At 66.6% G+C, this 14,142-nt stretch carries 27 protein-coding genes; all 27 read right to left on the reverse strand.

The window, feature by feature from the left end; all coding sequences use genetic code 11:
* Window positions 1-558 (reverse strand): hypothetical protein, encoded by a 558-nt coding sequence (locus tag IT355_11885; protein MCC7053953.1) that lies wholly within the window; start codon window positions 556-558, stop codon window positions 1-3.
* A gap of 21 nt (window positions 559-579) precedes the next feature.
* Complete coding sequence (locus IT355_11890; GenBank protein ID MCC7053954.1) at window positions 580-1,122, reverse strand: hypothetical protein; 543 nt, start codon at window positions 1,120-1,122, stop codon at window positions 580-582.
* A gap of 94 nt (window positions 1,123-1,216) precedes the next feature.
* Entirely contained in the window at window positions 1,217-1,939 is a 723-nt protein-coding gene (map, locus tag IT355_11895) for a type I methionyl aminopeptidase (protein MCC7053955.1), read from the reverse strand.
* Window positions 1,940-1,971: 32 nt separating this feature from the next.
* Entirely contained in the window at window positions 1,972-2,628 is a 657-nt protein-coding gene (locus tag IT355_11900; GenBank protein MCC7053956.1) for an adenylate kinase, read from the reverse strand.
* Between the two features lie 67 nt (window positions 2,629-2,695).
* Complete coding sequence (gene secY, locus IT355_11905; protein MCC7053957.1) at window positions 2,696-4,027, reverse strand: preprotein translocase subunit SecY; 1,332 nt, start codon at window positions 4,025-4,027, stop codon at window positions 2,696-2,698.
* A 3-nt stretch (window positions 4,028-4,030) separates the two neighbouring features.
* A complete protein-coding gene (gene rplO, locus IT355_11910) occupies window positions 4,031-4,477 on the reverse strand; it encodes a 50S ribosomal protein L15 (GenBank protein ID MCC7053958.1) in 447 nt (148 codons plus the stop codon).
* 28 nt (window positions 4,478-4,505) lie between these two features.
* Complete coding sequence (gene rpmD, locus IT355_11915; GenBank protein ID MCC7053959.1) at window positions 4,506-4,697, reverse strand: 50S ribosomal protein L30; 192 nt, start codon at window positions 4,695-4,697, stop codon at window positions 4,506-4,508.
* A 62-nt stretch (window positions 4,698-4,759) separates the two neighbouring features.
* The gene (gene rpsE, locus IT355_11920) at window positions 4,760-5,512 is read right to left on the reverse strand and encodes a 30S ribosomal protein S5 (protein MCC7053960.1); all 753 of its coding nucleotides are present in this window, start codon (window positions 5,510-5,512) and stop codon (window positions 4,760-4,762) included.
* Window position 5,513: 1 nt separating this feature from the next.
* A complete protein-coding gene (gene rplR, locus IT355_11925) occupies window positions 5,514-5,864 on the reverse strand; it encodes a 50S ribosomal protein L18 (GenBank protein MCC7053961.1) in 351 nt (116 codons plus the stop codon).
* 8 nt (window positions 5,865-5,872) lie between these two features.
* Window positions 5,873-6,412, reverse strand: a complete 540-nt coding sequence (gene rplF, locus IT355_11930; protein MCC7053962.1) for a 50S ribosomal protein L6 — start codon at window positions 6,410-6,412, stop codon at window positions 5,873-5,875.
* Window positions 6,413-6,424: 12 nt separating this feature from the next.
* The gene (rpsH, locus tag IT355_11935; protein MCC7053963.1) at window positions 6,425-6,826 is read right to left on the reverse strand and encodes a 30S ribosomal protein S8; all 402 of its coding nucleotides are present in this window, start codon (window positions 6,824-6,826) and stop codon (window positions 6,425-6,427) included.
* Window positions 6,827-6,908: 82 nt separating this feature from the next.
* A complete protein-coding gene (gene rpsN, locus IT355_11940) occupies window positions 6,909-7,214 on the reverse strand; it encodes a 30S ribosomal protein S14 (GenBank protein ID MCC7053964.1) in 306 nt (101 codons plus the stop codon).
* A gap of 10 nt (window positions 7,215-7,224) precedes the next feature.
* On the reverse strand, window positions 7,225-7,989 hold the full coding sequence (gene rplE, locus IT355_11945; protein MCC7053965.1) for a 50S ribosomal protein L5: 765 nt from the start codon (window positions 7,987-7,989) through the stop codon (window positions 7,225-7,227).
* A 17-nt stretch (window positions 7,990-8,006) separates the two neighbouring features.
* On the reverse strand, window positions 8,007-8,405 hold the full coding sequence (rplX, locus tag IT355_11950; GenBank protein MCC7053966.1) for a 50S ribosomal protein L24: 399 nt from the start codon (window positions 8,403-8,405) through the stop codon (window positions 8,007-8,009).
* 3 nt (window positions 8,406-8,408) lie between these two features.
* Window positions 8,409-8,777 carry a 50S ribosomal protein L14 gene (gene rplN, locus IT355_11955; protein ID MCC7053967.1) on the reverse strand — a complete coding sequence of 123 codons (369 nt, stop codon included), beginning with the start codon at window positions 8,775-8,777 and terminating at the stop codon, window positions 8,409-8,411.
* Window positions 8,778-8,792: 15 nt separating this feature from the next.
* Window positions 8,793-9,077, reverse strand: coding sequence for a 30S ribosomal protein S17 (gene rpsQ / locus IT355_11960; GenBank protein MCC7053968.1), 285 nt, complete (start codon window positions 9,075-9,077; stop codon window positions 8,793-8,795).
* 9 nt (window positions 9,078-9,086) lie between these two features.
* Window positions 9,087-9,278, reverse strand: a complete 192-nt coding sequence (gene rpmC, locus IT355_11965; GenBank protein ID MCC7053969.1) for a 50S ribosomal protein L29 — start codon at window positions 9,276-9,278, stop codon at window positions 9,087-9,089.
* Complete coding sequence (gene rplP / locus IT355_11970) at window positions 9,265-9,696, reverse strand: 50S ribosomal protein L16 (protein MCC7053970.1); 432 nt, start codon at window positions 9,694-9,696, stop codon at window positions 9,265-9,267. The genes rpmC and rplP overlap by 14 nt, the downstream gene beginning before the upstream one ends.
* Before the next feature lie 13 nt (window positions 9,697-9,709).
* On the reverse strand, window positions 9,710-10,369 hold the full coding sequence (gene rpsC / locus IT355_11975) for a 30S ribosomal protein S3 (protein ID MCC7053971.1): 660 nt from the start codon (window positions 10,367-10,369) through the stop codon (window positions 9,710-9,712).
* Entirely contained in the window at window positions 10,369-10,743 is a 375-nt protein-coding gene (rplV, locus tag IT355_11980) for a 50S ribosomal protein L22 (GenBank protein MCC7053972.1), read from the reverse strand. The genes rpsC and rplV overlap by 1 nt, the downstream gene beginning before the upstream one ends.
* 3 nt (window positions 10,744-10,746) lie before the next feature.
* Window positions 10,747-11,052, reverse strand: coding sequence for a 30S ribosomal protein S19 (gene rpsS / locus IT355_11985; protein MCC7053973.1), 306 nt, complete (start codon window positions 11,050-11,052; stop codon window positions 10,747-10,749).
* 16 nt (window positions 11,053-11,068) lie between these two features.
* Window positions 11,069-11,899 carry a 50S ribosomal protein L2 gene (gene rplB / locus IT355_11990; protein ID MCC7053974.1) on the reverse strand — a complete coding sequence of 277 codons (831 nt, stop codon included), beginning with the start codon at window positions 11,897-11,899 and terminating at the stop codon, window positions 11,069-11,071.
* A gap of 3 nt (window positions 11,900-11,902) precedes the next feature.
* A complete protein-coding gene (gene rplW, locus IT355_11995; GenBank protein ID MCC7053975.1) occupies window positions 11,903-12,190 on the reverse strand; it encodes a 50S ribosomal protein L23 in 288 nt (95 codons plus the stop codon).
* 2 nt (window positions 12,191-12,192) lie between these two features.
* On the reverse strand, window positions 12,193-12,846 hold the full coding sequence (gene rplD, locus IT355_12000) for a 50S ribosomal protein L4 (protein ID MCC7053976.1): 654 nt from the start codon (window positions 12,844-12,846) through the stop codon (window positions 12,193-12,195).
* Between the two features lie 4 nt (window positions 12,847-12,850).
* A complete protein-coding gene (rplC, locus tag IT355_12005; protein MCC7053977.1) occupies window positions 12,851-13,534 on the reverse strand; it encodes a 50S ribosomal protein L3 in 684 nt (227 codons plus the stop codon).
* 153 nt (window positions 13,535-13,687) lie between these two features.
* Complete coding sequence (gene rpsJ, locus IT355_12010; protein ID MCC7053978.1) at window positions 13,688-13,996, reverse strand: 30S ribosomal protein S10; 309 nt, start codon at window positions 13,994-13,996, stop codon at window positions 13,688-13,690.
* Between the two features lie 15 nt (window positions 13,997-14,011).
* Window positions 14,012-14,142: elongation factor Tu (gene tuf / locus IT355_12015; protein ID MCC7053979.1), on the reverse strand; the 131-nt coding region annotated here is incomplete at its 5' end.

Consider the following 14,142-nt stretch of genomic DNA (forward strand, 5'->3'; position numbering starts at 1 on the left):
CTACCGCGCTGCCGCCCGCTCCACCTGCCGCGCGCTCTCGATCACCCCGCGGACCTGCCGCAACCGGTCCTCGCGTCGCGTGATGAGCTGCATGAACAGGAACTGCCCGCCCATCGGTGGCACCCACGCCACGTCCACCCGGTAGAGCCGCGGCGCCTCCCGGAGCAGCGTGGCCTGCACCTTCACCGGCATCCCGCCCACCTCCACCTCGCACGACGCCGCGTTCATGGGGAGCACCGACGGGAAGGTCCAGCTCCCCCCCTTCCACACGTGCATCTCCTCACCGGTGCGCAGCAGGTCGAAGTCGATCTCGTTGATCGACTTGAATTGCGGGATCCAGCGCTCGGGCACCGTGAACGCGAGGTTGTCGAACGGGATCTGCCGCACCGGACCGGCGATGGCCGCATTGGCCGCGTTGCACGGCTGGTCGATCTCGCGCAATGTGCCGCTGGTCCGCGCCGGTGCGGCGGTCAGCGCCCCGTTGCCGACGCTGGTGCGTGCACACCCGAGCATGGTCACCGCGCCCAGGGTCAGCGCAGCAAGGGCAGTCCGTGTCATCGTGCCTCCGTTCTCGCAGGGTCAGGAACCGCCACCATCGCGCAGGTCATTGCCACGCACACTGTCCGCCGGGAATCGCACCGCCTCGACGATCGCCCGCATCTGCCGCAGGTGATCCACGTAGCGGGTCTGGAGCTGCATGTAGAAGCGCTGCCCGTCGATCGGCGGCTCCCATTCCACGTCCACCCGGTACTGCAGGCCAGCCACGCGCGATGCCTGGATCCGGATCGCGGTGTCGCCGCGCGTGATGGTGCAGCGCACCGAGTTCTGGGCCGGCACCGCGGGGAACACGAAGCGCGCCCCACGCCAGACATTGAGCTCGGCGTCGATGCGCGTCAACTGGAGCTCATTCGGCGTGCGCTCCCGGCTGGTCCAGCCCTTCGGGACGGCCAGCACCGCGGGGGCGAGCACGAACCGGTCCACGGGCCCGGTCATGGTGCCGTTCACCGGGTTGCAGGCCTCGTCCAGCGGCGTGCCGAACGGTGCCGGCACATACTGGCGCAGGCACCCGCTCGCACCGGCCACGCACGCCAGGCACAAGAGGGCGAAGGCACGGTGTGACATGATCGCTCCCGGTACCGGTGAGACAGGGCTGCCGCGCCCGCACGCCCCCGTGTAACCCAGGCGCCGCGGCACAGGTTCCGCCGCACCGCACCGGCTACGAATCGATGTTCGTCAGGATGCGTGGGCCGTTGGCCGTCACGGCCACGGTGTGCTCGAAGTGGGCCGAGTACTTGTTGTCGGCGGCCACCATCGTCCACTTGTCGCTCAGCGTGCGGATCGCGGCGGTGCCGATGTTCACCATCGGCTCGATCGCGAGCGTCATCCCCGCCATGAGCTTGGTGCCGCGCTTCGGCTTGCCGTAGTTCGGCACCTGCAGCTCCTCGTGCGGCACGAAGCCGACGCCGTGCCCCACCAGCTCGCGGACCACGGCGAAGCCTGCGGCCTCGACCAGCGTCTGGCAGGCATGGCCGATGTCACCGATGTGGTTGCCCAGCACCGTCGCGTCGATGGCGGCCTGCAGCGAAGCCTTTGTCACGTCCAGCAGGCGCTGGTGGAGCTCACTGATCTGGCCCACCGGATGTGACTGCGCGGCGTCGGTGAACATTCCTTCGTACTTCACGCCGATATCGACGGAGAGGATGTCACCCTCCTTGAGCACGCGCCTGGGTGACGGGATGCCGTGCACGATCTCCTCGTTGATGCTGAGGCAGACCGAGCCGGGGAAGCCGTACAGCCCCTTGAACGCCGGGGTGGCACCGTCGTGGCTGCGGATGAACTCCTCCGCGATGGTGTCGAGCTGCGCCGTGGTGACACCTGGACGGATCGCCGCGCGCACGACGTCGTGCGTGGCGGCGAGGATCCGTCCGCCGCGCGCCATCGTGTCGATCTCGCGCGCCGACTTGAGCTGGATCACAGGCCGAGAGCGAGTCGTGCGCGGCCGGTGACCTCGTCGATGGCCCCGACGGCGTCGATCGTGGCGATCCGTGCCCCGTGTTGCTCGTACCAGGCCAGCACCGGCGCCGTGGACTTGCGGTACGCGTCCAGGCGCGTCTGCACGGCGGCCGGATCGTCGTCCTTGCGCCGGACGAGCGTGCCACCGCCCTGTCCGCTCACGCAGCCGGCGACCTCGCACTTCTCGCCGGGCTCGCGACCGGTGAACGGCGCGCTGCACTTGTCGCAGGTGAGGCGCCCGCTGATGCGCCCGATGATCTCCGCGTCCGGGATGTCGAACACCAGCACGGCGTCGAGCGTTCGGCCGAGGTCCTGGAGGACGGTCTCGAGCCCTGCGGCCTGTGGCACGGTGCGGACGACGCCGTCGAGGACGGCCCCGTTGGCGTACTCGGGCTGCGACATCGTCTCTTTCACGATGCCGAGGATCACGTCGTCGGCGACCAGGTCACCGCGATCCATGCAGGCCTTGGCGGCGAGGCCCATCGGGGTGCCGGCGCGGAGCGCGGCACGGAGGGCTTCACCCGTGGCGAGGATGGGAACGCCAAGCGCCGCGGCGAGCCGCGGCGCCTGGGTGCCTTTCCCCGCTCCGGGCTTGCCGAAGAGGACGATAACCATGTTCGAGCGGGGTGTCCGGTGATTGGGCCGAAGAGACCGCGGTCTGGCGAGGCCGGCGAACGGCGGCTCAGATGCCGCCGGTCGCCTGCCGTCCGCGGTAGCGAACCTTGCCCTTCTTCATGAAGCCGTCGTACTGCCGCAGCAGCAGGTGCTGCTGCATCTGCGCCATCGTGTCCAGGGCCACACCCACCACGATCAGCAGGCTGGTGCCCCCGAAGCTGAACGGCACGTTGATCCACTTCGCAATCAACTGCGGGAGGAGCGCAATGACCGTCAGGAACAGTGCACCGGGCAGGGTGATCCGCGTCACGACCTGGTCGATGTAGTCCGCGGTCTTGGCGCCCGGCTTGATGCCGGGGACGAAGCCGCCCTGCTTCTTCAGGTTCTCGGACAGGTCGATCGGGTTGAAGATGATCGACGTGTAGAAGTACGTGAAGAACAGGATCAGGATGGCCGTCAGCCCGAAGTAGAGCCACGTGCCCGGCGCGAAGTACTCCGAGAACACCTTCAGGCTCTCGTTGCCGCTGAACTGGGCGATGGCGCTCGGCACCACCACCACCGACTGCGCGAAGATGATCGGCATCACGCCGGCCGAGTTCAGTCGCAGCGGGATGAAGTTCCGCGCTTCCTGCCGCATCCGGCCGCGACTGACCGTGCGCTGCGGGATCTGGATCAGGATGCGGCGGGCCGCCATCGTGATGGTGACGACACCGGCCACCACGGCCAGCATCACCACGCCGAGGACCAGCACCTGCAGCGGCCCGATGGCGTTCGTGCTGAGGAACTTGAACGTCTGGAAGATGCCCGGCCAGAAGCGCTCGACGATCGAGAAGAAGATGATCAGCGAGGCGCCGTTGCCGAGGCCACGCTCGGTGATCTGCTCACCGAGCCACATCGTGAACATCGCGCCCGTGGTCAGGAACAGCGCCATCTGGGCCTTGAACCAGAAGCCCGGCGTGGCCACCGCCCCCGGCAGCGACTCGGTGAAGAGGCCGAAGCCCCAGCCCTGGATCACCGCCAGGAACACCGTGGCGTAGCGCGTCCACTGCGTCAGCTTTTTCCGCCCTTCCTCGTCCTTCTGCAGCTTGTCCACCTGCGGCAGCACCGCACCGGCGATCTGCACGAAGATGGAGGCCGAGATGTACGGCATGATGCCCAGCGCCAGCACCGTGGCCCGGCTCAGGCCCCCGCCGGAAAACAGGTCGTACAGGCCGAGGATGCCGCCACCGCCCTGGTTCTGGAAGTACGCCGTGACGGCCAGCACATCCACGCCCGGGGCGGTGATGTGCGAGCCGACGCGGTAGAGCACCAGGCAGATGAACGTGAAGACGATCTTCTGCCAGAGCTCGGGCGTGCGATAAATGTTCGCGACGGTGTCCGTCGCGGAGGCCTGTGCCATCCGTTACTCCTCGATGCGACCGCCGGCCGCCTCGATCTTCGCCTTGGCGCTGGCGCTGACCTTCACGCCACGCACCGTGAACGCACCGGGTACTTCCCCGTTGCCGAGCAGCTTGGCCGGACCCTTGTTCACATTCACCAGGCCTGCCGCCAGCAGCGTCTCGACCGTGACTTCCGTCCCCGTCACCTTCGCCAGGTCGTCCAGGCGGACGATCTGGTTCACGATGCTGAACGGGTTCGTGAAGCCACGCTTCGGGATGCGGCGCGTCAGCGGCATCTGGCCGCCTTCGAAATGGGGCTTGCCGCCGCCCGGGCCGTGATGGCCCGCACGTGCCTTCTGGCCCTTGTTGCCCTTGCCGGACGTCTTGCCGGTGCCTGACCCGGGACCGCGACCGATGCGCTTCCGGTTGCGGTGCGAACCCGGTGCGGGCACCAGGTTGTGCAGGCCCAGCTTCTCAGTGGTCTCGCTCATGATTCCGTTACTCCGTGACCGGGGTCACTTCGAGCAAGTGACGCACCCTCTTGATCTGCCCACGCAAGGACGGACTGTCCTGCTGGATGACGACGTCCTGATGACCCTTCAGGCCGATCGCCTTCAACGTGTCCTTCTGGACCTGCGGCTTGCCGATCCCGCTGCGCACCTGCTCGATGCGCAGCTTGCCGTTGGTCATCGGGAGGGTCTTCGGCGTGTGCTTCGGACCCTTCGTCGGACTCTTGATGAACGTACGCGGCATTATGCCACCTCCTTCGACTTGGCGCGGCTCAGGTACTGGATCGAGCTGACCTCGATCCCACGCTCGCGGGCGATCTGGTCCACCGTCACCAGCTCGGCCAGGCCGGCCATCACGGCGCGGACCAGATTGTGCGGGTTGGTGCTGCCCAGGCTCTTGGTGAGGATGTCCTGGATGCCGACGCACTCGAACACGGCGCGGACGGCACCACCGGCGATCACGCCGGCACCCGGCGCAGCCGGCTTCATCAACACCTTGCCGGCGCCGTGCTTGCCGAGCACCTCGTGCGGGATCGTGGCACCCGTCAGCGGCACCGAGACCATGTTGCGCTTGGCGCCTTCGACGGCCTTGCGGACCGCCTCCGACACCTCGTTCGCCTTGCCGGTCGCGTAGCCGACCTTGCCCTTCCCGTCGCCAACGGCCACGAGGGCGTTGAACGAGAAGCGCCGGCCACCCTTCACGACCTTCGCGACGCGGTTGATCGCGACCACGTTCTCCACGAGGTCCGACTGCTCGCGCTCGCCACCACGGCTGTCGCCGCCGCGACCGCGCCCGTCACGGCTGCCGCCGCCGGGTCCGCCGTCACGACCGCCACGGTTGCCGCCGGGACCGCCCGGGCCACCCGGCCCGCCACGTCCGCGACCACCACCGCCACCACCACCACGCCCACCGCGCCCACCACCACCACCCGGGCCGCGACCTGCGGGACGCGACGTCTCACTCGACGCCGCCGGAACGTTCGGCTGATCTGCCATATCAGAACTCCAGGCCGCCTTCGCGGGCGCCGTCGGCGACCGCCTTCACGCGGCCATGGTACTTGTAGCCTGCACGGTCGAAGACGACCTTCGACACGCCCGCCGCCTTCGCCTTCTCGGCGATCATCTTGCCCACCTGCACCGACTTCTCGCTCTTCTTCCCTTCGGTGAGCGCGTTGCTGGTCACCGTCATCAGCGTGCGACCGGTCGTGTCGTCCACGATCTGGGCCGTGATGTGCTTCAGCGACCGGTACACCACCAGGCGTGGCCGCTCCGGCGTCCCCGCCACGTTCTTGCGAACGCGCAGGTGGCGACGGGCGCGCAGGTCCTGGCGCGTCTTCGGAATCCGCATCTTCGGCATTACTTGCCCCCGGCCTTGCCCGCCTTCCGGCGGATGATTTCACCCTGATACTTCACGCCCTTGCCCTTGTACGGCTCGGGGGGACGGAGGCTGCGGATTTCGGCGGCGATCTGGCCGACCACTTCCTTGTTCGCACCATCGATCACGATCGACGTCGGGGTCGGGGCATTCAGCTTGATCCCCTCCGGCGCCTTCACCTCGATCTGGTGGCTGTAGCCGAGCGACATCAGCAGGCCGTAGGGCTTGTTCTCCGCCTTGTAGCCCACGCCGACGATGTCGAGGTTCTTCTGGAACCCCTTCGTCACGCCCTCGACCATGTTCGACACCAGCGTGCGCGTCAGGCCGTGCATGGCCTTCGAGGCCGTCTCGTCGTTCGGACGCGTGACGTTCACGACGGCACCATTCACTTCCACGGCACAGATCGGCGGCAGGGCGCGCGACAGCGTCCCGCGCGGCCCCTTCACCGTGACCGTGCGGCCCGCCAGCGTCACCGTCACGCCGGCCGGCACGTCGATCGGCTTCTTTCCAATTCGCGACATCGCAATCTCTCCTTAGTACACGATGGCGAGCAGCTCGCCACCAGTGTTGGCGCGGCGCGCTTCACGGTCCGACATCAGCCCCTTGCTCGTCGAGACGATGGCCATGCCCAGCCCGTTGCGCACGCGCGGGATCTCCGTCACGCCCACGTACTTCCGCAGGCCAGGCGTCGAGATGCGCTTCAACTCGCGAATCACCGGCTGCCCGCCCGGCGCGTACTTCAGGATCACCCGCAGCAGCTTCCGGCCTTCCTCGGTGTCGATCACGCGGTAGTCCGTGATGTAGCTCGACTCCTTGAGGATGCGGGCCACCTGCACCTTCAACTTCGACGACGGCATGTCGACCCGGCGGTGGCGCGCGCCAATGGCGTTGCGCAACCGGGTCAGCATGTCGGCGATCGGATCTGTCATGCTCATGAATTGGTCCTGTGCGCCCTTCGTGTCCCGGCACCGCGGGACGTGAGGACTGGAAACGGAGATGAACTGCGGTCGACCGTGCTTACCAGCTTGCCTTCGTCACACCCGGGAGAAAGCCGTTGAGGGCCAGCTCACGGAACTTGTTGCGCCCGAGCCCGAACTGGCGCACGAACCCGCGCGGCCGGCCGGTCAGCTCGCACCGGTTGCGGAAGCGCGTCGCCGACGAATCGCGCGGCAGCTTCCGCAGCTTCTCGTACGCCGCATCACGCGCATCGGGATCGGTCTTCGGGTCCAGGATCACCTTCTTCAGCTCCGCACGCTTCGCCGCGTACTTGACGATCAGCGCCTTGCGCTGTGCGTTGCGGACCACCTTGCTCGTCTTGGCCATGTGTCGAAACTCAGGTCAGCGGGGGAATGTTCGGAGATTCGCCCTTGAACGGCATCCCCAGTTCGCGCAGCAGTGCCAGCGCCTGATCGTCCTTGGTCGATGACGTCACGAACGTGATGTCCATGCCGTGCACCTGCTCGACCATGTCGTAGTTGATCTCCGGAAAGATCATCTGCTCCTTGACGCCAAGCGAGTAGTTGCCACGACCGTCGAACGCACGCGTGCCGAGACCACGGAAGTCACGGATGCGCGGGATCGAGATCGTCACGAACCGGTCGAGGAATTCCCACATCCGCGCACCGCGCAGCGTGACCTGGGCGCCGATCTCCTGCCCTTCGCGCAGCCCGTAGTTGGCGATCGACTTCTTCGCCTTGCGACGGATCGGCTTCTGGCCGGAGATCAGTTCCAGCTCCTCGCAGACCGAGTCCAGCACCTTCGGCGTCTTGATCGCCTCACCGACACCGCAGTTGAGCACGATCTTCTCGAGCGTCGGGATCTCGTGCACGTTCGCGAGGCTGAACTGCTTGGCCAGGCGGTCGCGCACGGTCTCCGTGTAGTAGCGCTTGAGTCGCGGTGCGATCGGGGCAAGCGCCGCGCCGGTGTGCGGGCCACGCGCGGCCTTCTCGGCATTGCGGCGGCTGTTCTCCGCACCCTTCGAGCTCTTGCTGGCACCACCGGTCTTGCCACCCTTGCCACCGGCCGGTGCGCCGCCCTTTCCACCCTTTGCGGGGGTGGCATTCTTGCCGCCCTTTCCGCCCTTCTCCTTCGTCGCCATTCTCTATCTCCTCGCGGTCAGCGGTTGCGCGGGATGACATCCCCGCTCTTCACGCTCACCCGCTCCTTCGTGCCATCGGTGTCGATCCGCGCCTTGATGCGCGTCGCCTTGCCGGTCTTGGGGTCGATCAGCATCACGTTCGACAGCGCCACCGGCGCCGGCTTCTCGATGATGCCACCCGTCTCCTCGGGGCGCGTCGCGCGCGTGTGGCGCTTGACGATGTTGATGCCCTGGACCAGCACGCGGCCGGTCTTCAGGAACACCCGCATCACCTGTCCCGTCTTGCCCTTGTCGCTGCCGCGCATGACCATGACGGTGTCACCCTTGGTGATCTTCGTCGTCACGCGCACGGCATTGCCCGCATGCCGCTTCGCCAGCTTCTGGCCTTCCGTCTTGCGATACTTGAGAATGCGCATGGGTCAGAGCACCTCGGGCGCCAGCGAGACGATCTTCGTGTACTTCTTCTCACGGAGCTCGCGCGCCACTGGGCCGAAGATGCGCGTGCCGCGCGGCTCTCCGGCATCGTTGATGATCACGACGGCGTTCTCGTCGAAGCGGATGTAGGTGCCGTCCTTGCGCCGGGTCTCCTTGACCGTGCGCACGACGACCGCCTTCGCCACGTCCGACTTCTTCACCGTGCCATTCGGGAGCGCGTCCTTCACCGCCACGATCACCTTGTCACCAAGGCCAGCGTAGCGTCGGGCCGAGCCGCCCAGCACGCGGATCACGAGGGCTTTCTTGGCCCCTGAGTTGTCCGCGACCTTTACCACCGATTCCTGTTGGATCATTGTCGTCGCCTCCGATCAGCGCGCGCGCTCGACGATCTCGACGACCCGCCAACGCTTGGTCTTCGAGAGCGGTCGCGTCTCCATGACGCGCACCGTATCACCCTGCTTCGCCGAGTTCTCCTCGTCGTGCGCCTTCACGGTCTTCGTGAGCGTCATCATCTTGCCGTACTGCGGGTGCGGCACCTTGCGCTCGATCGTGACGACCACCGTCTTGTCCATCTTGTCGCTCGTGACGACGCCGGTGCGCACCTTGCGCGCCAGGCGTGCCTTCGCGTCTGCGTTCTGCTGGGTATCCGCCATTCTATCTCCTTACTGACCCTGCCGCTGACGCAGCACGGTCTTGAGTCGGGCGACATCGCGACGGATCGCGCGCTTGCGGAGCGGATTCTCCAGCTGCTCGGTCGCACCACGAAAGCGCAGGCGGAAACGCTCCTCCTGCAGCTCGGCGATCCGCTGCTGGATCGCGTCATTGGTCAGTTCCATGATCTCACTCGCCAGCATCGGTATGCGCCTCCTCACGCACGACGAACTTCGTCTTCACGGAAAGCTTGGCCGACGCCAGCGCCAGGGCGCGCTCCGCCGTCTCCCGCGTCACTCCTTCCAGCTCGAACAGCATGCGACCGGGCTTCACCACCGCCACCCACCCTTCCGGTGACCCCTTGCCCTTGCCCATGCGCGTCTCGGCCGGCTTCTTCGTGATCGGCTTGTCCGGGAAGATCCGGATCCACACCTTGCCGCCGCGTTTGATGAAGCGCGTCATGGCAATACGTGCCGCCTCGATCTGACGGTTGGAGATCCAGCCCGGCTCGAGCGACTGCAGCCCGAAATGGCCGAACGCCACCGTGTTGCCGCGACGGGCCACGCCCGTCGTGCGGCCCTTGAACATCTTGCGGAACTTGATCCGCTTGGGACTCAGCATTGGTCAGGTTTCCTCAGGCGCCGGTCGAGTAGGTCTTGCCGCGCCGGTCTTCCACCACTTCGCCCTTGTAGATCCAGACCTTGATCCCGATGGTGCCAAAGGTGGTCTTCGCGGTCGACTGCGCGTAGTCGATGTCGGCGCGCAGCGTGTGGAGCGGGGTCCGCCCCTCGTTGTAGCCCTCGACGCGCGCGATTTCCGCACCGCCCAGGCGCCCGCTGCACTTGATCTTGATGCCCTGCGCGCCCATCCGCATCGCGCTCTGCACCGCCCGCTTCATGGCGCGACGGAACGAGATGCGCTGCGCCAGCTGGTTGGCGACGTTGTCACCGACGAGCTGCGCGTCGAGCTCGGGACGCTTGATCTCCTCGACGTTGATGCCGATCTCCTTGCCGGTGAGCTGTGCCAGCTCATCGCGCAGCTTGTCGACTTCCGCGCCCTTCTTGCCGATCACGACACCGGGACGGCCCGTGTGCAGCGTCACCGTCGCCTTGCCCGGCTTCCGCTCGATGCGGATGTCGGACAGCGCCGCATGCTCGAGGCGCTTGTGCAGGTACTTCCGCAGCAGCGCGTCCTCCCGCAGCAGCTGCGGATAGTCGCGGTTCGCGTACCACGTCGAGCGCCACGTCTTGGACACGCCAAGACGGAAGCCGATCGGATTGGTCTTCTGACCCATTAGCGCGTCCCCCGCTCAGTCACCGTGATCTCGATGTGGCTCGTCCGCTTGATCATCGGCGTCGCCCGCCCCATCGCCGCCGGCGTGAAGCGCTTCAACTTCGGTCCCTCGTTCACCACCGCGCGCGAAATCACGAGCTGGTCCACGTCCACCGGGCTCCGGCTCTCACGGCTCGCGTACTCCGCATTCGCCACCGCCGAGTCGAGGACCTTCTTCACTTCCTTCGCCGCGTGCTTCTTCGAGAACTGCAGCAGCGCCAGCGCCTCGTTCACGCTCTTGCCGCGAATCTGGTCCACGACCAGGCGCACCTTGTACGGCGACTGCCGCGTGCCGCGCTGGATGGCCTTCGCCTCGTTCACGATCGTGCTCGCCATGGCTTACTTGCCTCCCTTCGGCGCGCCGCCGGTCTTCTTGTCCGCCGCCTTCTGCCCGACGTGCCCACGGAACAGCCGCGTCGGCGAGAACTCGCCGAACTTGTGGCCGACCATGTTCTCCGTCACGTAGACCGGCACGAACTTGTTGCCGTTGTGCACCGCAAAGGTGTGCCCGACGAAGTCAGGGAGCACCGTGCTCGCCCGGCTCCACGTCTTGATCACCTTCTTCTCGTTCCGCGCGTTCATCGCAGCCACCCGTTCCACCAGGCGCGTCTGCACGAACGGCCCCTTCTTCAGACTCCGAGCCATTGGTCATTCGCTCCGGTTACTGGGTTGCCTTGCCACGCTTGCGCCCGCGCACGATCAGCCGCTGCGAGGCCTTCTTCTTGTTGCGCGTCTTCACACCTTCCTTGTTGCCCCACTTGTCCACCACGTTGCGGCCACCGCGCGTGCGACCACCGTGCGGGTGATCGACCGGGTTCATGACTTCACCGCGCACCTTCGGACGCTTGCCCAGCCAGCGGCTCTTGCCCGCCTTGCCGTGGCTCAGCAGCTCGTGCTCGGCATTGCCCACCTCGCCGATCGTCGCCATGCAGGTGCCGTGGATCATGCGCATCTCGGTGCTCGGCAGGCGCAGCGTCACGTAGTCGCCTTCCTTCGCCATCACCGTCAGGCTGGAACCGGCCGAGCGCGCCAGCTGGCCACCCTTGCCCGGCTTGAGCTCGACGTTGTGCACCGCGGTGCCCAGCGGCATCTCCTTCAGCGGCAGGCAGTTCGCCAGGCGCACGTCCGAGCCCGGGCCGCTGACGATCGTGTCGCCGACGTTCAGCCCCTTCGGGTGCAGGATGTAGCGCTTCTCGCCGTCCGCATACTCCACCAGCGCGATCCGCGCCGAGCGGTTCGGGTCGTACTCGATCTCGCGCACCGTGCCCACGATGCCGAACTTGTTGCGCTTGAAGTCGATGATGCGGTACTTGCGCTTGTGCCCACCACCGATGCGGCGCATCGAGATGTGACCGTGGTTGTCGCGACCACCGCTCCGCTTGAGCGGCTCAGTGAGCGACTTCTCCGGCGTCGAGCGCGTGATGACGGCGAAGTCCGACACGCTGCGGAAGCGCGACGACTTGGTCACCGGCTTGAATTGACGGATGCCCATCGCTTAACCCTCGAAGACCGGGATCGTGTCACCGGCCTTCAGCCGCACGATCGCCTTCTTGTAGTTGGGACGCTTCCCCTTCGACTGGCCCACGGTGCGCTGCTTGCCGCGGCAGTTCAGGGTCCACACGTCGGTCACCGTCACGCCGAACAGGATCTGGATGGCGTTCGCGATGCCGTGCTTGGTTGACTTGGGGTGCACCACGAAGGTGTACTCGCCAAGGTTCTGGTACGCCGTGCTGCTCCGCTCGGTGATGATCGGGCGCACGATCGTTTCATGGATCGTCGGCATCGTTACTTCGCCTCCGCGGCGGGCACGTCATGCGCCGAGAGCGCCGACGCTTCGATGATGACCACGTCGGACCAGAGCACGTGGTACGTGCCGACGTCCTGGTACGGCATCACGTGGGTCGACGGGATGTTGCGGGCGCTGAGGAACGTCATCGGCTTCACGCCATCGGTGAGGAACAACACCTTGCGGTCCGCCACGCCCAGCTTGCCGAGCAGCGACAGCATCGCCTTGGTGCTCGGCGCCTTCATCTCGAAGGCATCGATCACCAGCAGGTCGTTCTCACGGGCGCGGACGTTCAGCGCGCTCTTCTTGCCCAGCGCACGCACCTTCTTCTGCACGCGCTGCGTGTAGTCACGCGGCGTCGGGCCAAAGACGGTGCCACCACCCGGCCAGTGCGGCGCACGGGTCGAGCCCTGGCGCGCGCGGCCGGTGCCCTTCTGCTTCCACGGCTTCTGGTTGCCACCCGTCACCTTGCCGCGCGTCTTGGTCGACGCGGTGCCCTGGCGCTGGTTGGCCAGCGTGGCCTTCACCACCTGGTGCATCACCGGCACGTTCACCGTCCCGTCGAACAGCGTGGCCGGCAGCGTCATCGCGCCCTTGGCCTTGCCATCCGCACCGAACGCGCGTGCCTGCACTGTCGTGTTCTCTGTCGTCATCGGATTAGCCCTGCTTCTTGACGAGGACGATTCCGTTGGTCGGACCCGCCACTGCGCCACGGATGTAGATCAGGTTGCGCTCCACGTCCACCTTCTCGACCCGGAGGCCGATCTGGGTGTGGCGATGGTCGCCGTAATGTCCGGGCATCTTCTTGCCCTTGATCACGCGCGACGGATCCGTGCCCGGTCCGATGGAGCCAGGACGACGGTGCTTGGTGTTGCCGTGCGTGTTGGGACCGCCGCCGAAGCCGTAACGCTTCACGACGCCCTGGAAGCCACGACCCTTGCTGGTGCCCGTGACCTTCACGATCTCGCCCGGGGCGAACAGCTCGACGGTGAGCTTCTGCCCCAGCTCGTAGGTCGGGATCTCGGGATTCTTGCCCGGCGCGTCATCGATGCGGAAGCTGCGAATGACCTCGGGCGGGTTGGTCAGGCCGGCCTTCGCCGCATGACCCACTTCCGCCTTCGAGGCACGCGCGCCACGCGGCGTGCGCTCATTCGGCTTCGACGCACGACGCACACGCTGCGCGCCATACCCGAGCTCGACCGACGCAAAGCCGGCCGTCGCCTTCTCCATCACCTTCGTCACCGTGTTCGGAGTCGCCTCCACCACGGTCACCGGGATCTGCTGCCCGATCTCGTTGAAGATCTGGGTCATCCCGACCTTTCGTCCAATGATGCCGATCATTTCTCTCTCAGCTCAGTCACTGCCCGGCGCGGCGTGCGGCCCGCGACGACAACGGCAGTTGGACTCTGGCTCCCACCGGCGAATTCCGGCGGCGAACCCGCACCGCGGTCCATCCTGGCACCGCAGACCTGCACCTGCACCCACACCAGCGGACTACTCGACCTTGATCTCGACGTCGACACCGGCCGGCAGGTCCAGCTTCGTCAGCGCGTCGACCGTCTGCGCCTTCGAGTCCAGGATGTCGATCACACGCTTGTGCGTCTTCAGCTGGAACTGTTCCCGCGACTTCTTGTCCACGTGCGGCGAGCGCAGCACGGTCCAGCGCTGCGTCTTCGTCGGCAGCGGGATCGGGCCCGACACCTGTGCGCCGGTCTTCTCGGCCGTGCGCACGATGTCTGCCGCGGCCTGGTCGATCACGGCGTGATCGAAGGCCTTCAAACGAATACGGATCTTGCCAGCCATTGCAGCTCCAGAGAGTTAAGCGAGGATCTTGGCGACGACGCCGGCGCCCACCGTGCGGCCACCCTCGCGGATCGCGAAGCGCAGCCCTTCGTCCATCGCGATCGGCGTGATCAGCTCGATCGTCATCTGCACGTTGTCGCCCGGCA

The sequence above is a fragment of the Gemmatimonadaceae bacterium genome (genome assembly GCA_020851035.1).
Classification (GTDB): Bacteria; Gemmatimonadota; Gemmatimonadetes; order Gemmatimonadales; family Gemmatimonadaceae; genus JACMLX01.

Excerpts from the sequence above, each read along its gene's own strand:
- IT355_11885 (MCC7053953.1), bottom strand. The coding sequence starts at position 558 with ATGACACGGACTGCCCTTGCTGCGCTGACCCTGGGCGCGGTGACCATG.
- IT355_11890 (MCC7053954.1), bottom strand. The coding sequence starts at position 1,122 with ATGTCACACCGTGCCTTCGCCCTCTTGTGCCTGGCGTGCGTGGCCGGT.
- map (MCC7053955.1), bottom strand. The coding sequence starts at position 1,939 with ATGGCGCGCGGCGGACGGATCCTCGCCGCCACGCACGACGTCGTGCGC.
- IT355_11900 (MCC7053956.1), bottom strand. The coding sequence starts at position 2,628 with ATGGTTATCGTCCTCTTCGGCAAGCCCGGAGCGGGGAAAGGCACCCAG.
- secY (MCC7053957.1), bottom strand. The coding sequence starts at position 4,027 with ATGGCACAGGCCTCCGCGACGGACACCGTCGCGAACATTTATCGCACG.
- rpmD (MCC7053959.1), bottom strand. The coding sequence starts at position 4,697 with ATGACCAACGGCAAGCTGCGCATCGAGCAGGTGCGCAGCGGGATCGGC.
- rpsE (MCC7053960.1), bottom strand. The coding sequence starts at position 5,512 with ATGGCAGATCAGCCGAACGTTCCGGCGGCGTCGAGTGAGACGTCGCGT.
- rplR (MCC7053961.1), bottom strand. The coding sequence starts at position 5,864 with ATGCGGATTCCGAAGACGCGCCAGGACCTGCGCGCCCGTCGCCACCTG.
- rplF (MCC7053962.1), bottom strand. The coding sequence starts at position 6,412 with ATGTCGCGAATTGGAAAGAAGCCGATCGACGTGCCGGCCGGCGTGACG.
- rpsH (MCC7053963.1), bottom strand. The coding sequence starts at position 6,826 with ATGAGCATGACAGATCCGATCGCCGACATGCTGACCCGGTTGCGCAAC.
- rpsN (MCC7053964.1), bottom strand. The coding sequence starts at position 7,214 with ATGGCCAAGACGAGCAAGGTGGTCCGCAACGCACAGCGCAAGGCGCTG.
- rplE (MCC7053965.1), bottom strand. The coding sequence starts at position 7,989 with ATGGCGACGAAGGAGAAGGGCGGAAAGGGCGGCAAGAATGCCACCCCC.
- rplX (MCC7053966.1), bottom strand. The coding sequence starts at position 8,405 with ATGCGCATTCTCAAGTATCGCAAGACGGAAGGCCAGAAGCTGGCGAAG.
- rplN (MCC7053967.1), bottom strand. The coding sequence starts at position 8,777 with ATGATCCAACAGGAATCGGTGGTAAAGGTCGCGGACAACTCAGGGGCC.
- rpsQ (MCC7053968.1), bottom strand. The coding sequence starts at position 9,077 with ATGGCGGATACCCAGCAGAACGCAGACGCGAAGGCACGCCTGGCGCGC.
- rpmC (MCC7053969.1), bottom strand. The coding sequence starts at position 9,278 with ATGCTGGCGAGTGAGATCATGGAACTGACCAATGACGCGATCCAGCAG.
- rplP (MCC7053970.1), bottom strand. The coding sequence starts at position 9,696 with ATGCTGAGTCCCAAGCGGATCAAGTTCCGCAAGATGTTCAAGGGCCGC.
- rpsC (MCC7053971.1), bottom strand. The coding sequence starts at position 10,369 with ATGGGTCAGAAGACCAATCCGATCGGCTTCCGTCTTGGCGTGTCCAAG.
- rplV (MCC7053972.1), bottom strand. The coding sequence starts at position 10,743 with ATGGCGAGCACGATCGTGAACGAGGCGAAGGCCATCCAGCGCGGCACG.
- rpsS (MCC7053973.1), bottom strand. The coding sequence starts at position 11,052 with ATGGCTCGGAGTCTGAAGAAGGGGCCGTTCGTGCAGACGCGCCTGGTG.
- rplB (MCC7053974.1), bottom strand. The coding sequence starts at position 11,899 with ATGGGCATCCGTCAATTCAAGCCGGTGACCAAGTCGTCGCGCTTCCGC.
- rplW (MCC7053975.1), bottom strand. The coding sequence starts at position 12,190 with ATGCCGACGATCCATGAAACGATCGTGCGCCCGATCATCACCGAGCGG.
- rplD (MCC7053976.1), bottom strand. The coding sequence starts at position 12,846 with ATGACGACAGAGAACACGACAGTGCAGGCACGCGCGTTCGGTGCGGAT.
- rplC (MCC7053977.1), bottom strand. The coding sequence starts at position 13,534 with ATGATCGGCATCATTGGACGAAAGGTCGGGATGACCCAGATCTTCAAC.
- rpsJ (MCC7053978.1), bottom strand. The coding sequence starts at position 13,996 with ATGGCTGGCAAGATCCGTATTCGTTTGAAGGCCTTCGATCACGCCGTG.